1 protein-coding gene and 1 pseudogene are annotated in these 1,343 nt (G+C 65.3%); both read left to right on the top strand.

Translation table 11 applies throughout. The features are described 5' to 3' along the window. Window positions 1–510 (top strand): annotated as a pseudogene (locus tag ACWEKS_RS49365) (transposase); the annotation flags it as partial. A 352-nt stretch (window positions 511–862) separates the two neighbouring features. Beyond that, window positions 863–1,343, top strand: a 481-nt coding sequence (locus tag ACWEKS_RS49360; RefSeq protein ID WP_452346607.1) for a reverse transcriptase/maturase family protein, incomplete at its 3' end; no start/stop codon positions are given.

Here is a 1,343-nt window from a genome sequence, read left to right as displayed (position 1 = left end):
CTCGACAGTCGGGCGGTGGTGTTGCAGGTCCGTGTCCGCCGCCTGGTGTGCCTGACATCGAACTGCTGCAAGACATTTCGAGAACAGGTTCCCGGTGTCCTGGATCGCTATCAGCGTCGTACCACACCGATGACCCATCAGGTGCGGTCGGTGGTGCGTGAGCTGGCCGGGCGGGCCAGCGTTCGGCTGCTGTCGCAGATGGCGTGCCGGTTGTCGCGACACACCGCGATCCGGGCGCTGCTGCGTATTCCGCTGCCGGACCGGCCGGTGCCGAAAGTGCTGGGCGTGGACGATTTCGCGCTGCGCCGCGGGCAGAGCTACGCCAGCGTGTTGATCGACGCCGCCACCCACGAACGGATCGATGTCCTACCTGATCGCAAGTCCGACTCGTTGCGCTCCTGGCTGGGCGAGCATCCAGGTGTCGAGATCATCGTGCGTGATGGCTGCACCGCCTATGCCGAGGGCGCCGGCCGGGCGCTGCCCGAAGCGGTGCAGGCATCCGACCGGTGGCAGTGCGCCATGAGGCGCCTGGTCGTATCCCCGGCTCAGCCGGGAGGAACTCGGAAGGAGGTTCTTGGGTCCGATGGCTTACCTGGATCCGAAAGGTGAAGGGGACAGCAGCATGCCGTTGAAGCGGTCCTGCGTGAGCGCGGCAGGCACCGTCTGCCGCTGGAGCGACTGTATCGGCAGTTGTTCAACCCGCAGTTGTATCTATTGGCCTACGGGCGCATCTACGCCAACAAGGGCGCGATGACGCCCGGGGCCACCGGGGAAACCGTGGACGGCATGTCACTGGACAAGATCGACCGGATCATCGACGCGATGCGCCACGAGCGCTACCGTTTCCGGCCCGGTCCGGCGGGTGCACATTCCCAAGAAGAATGGCAAGACCCGCCCGCTCGGGATGCCGACCTGGTCGGACAAGCTGGTCGGGGAGGTGGTGCGGCTCCTGCTGGACGCCTACTACGAGCCGACCTTCTCCGACCGGTCCCACGGATTCCGTCCCCGCCGGGGATGCCACACCGCACTGCGGGAAGTGGCCCGAACCTGGACGGGGACAACATGGTTCATCGAGGGAGACGTGGCCGATTGCTTCGGGAGTTTCGATCACGAGATCATGCTCTCGACGCTGGCGCACACCATCCACGACGGCCGGTTCCTGCGGCTGATGCGTAACATGCTCGAGGCCGGATACCTGGAGGACTGGGTCTGGAACGCGACGCTGAGCGGGGTTCCGCAAGGCGGCGTGGTTTCGCCCGTGCTCTCCAACATTTACCTGCATCGGTTGGACACATTCGTCGAGAAGGTTCTCATCCCGGAATACACCCGAGGGCGGATCCGCA

The organism is Nocardia sp. NPDC004711 (assembly GCF_053601595.1).
This window is presented reverse-complemented; position numbering and strand designations above follow the sequence as displayed.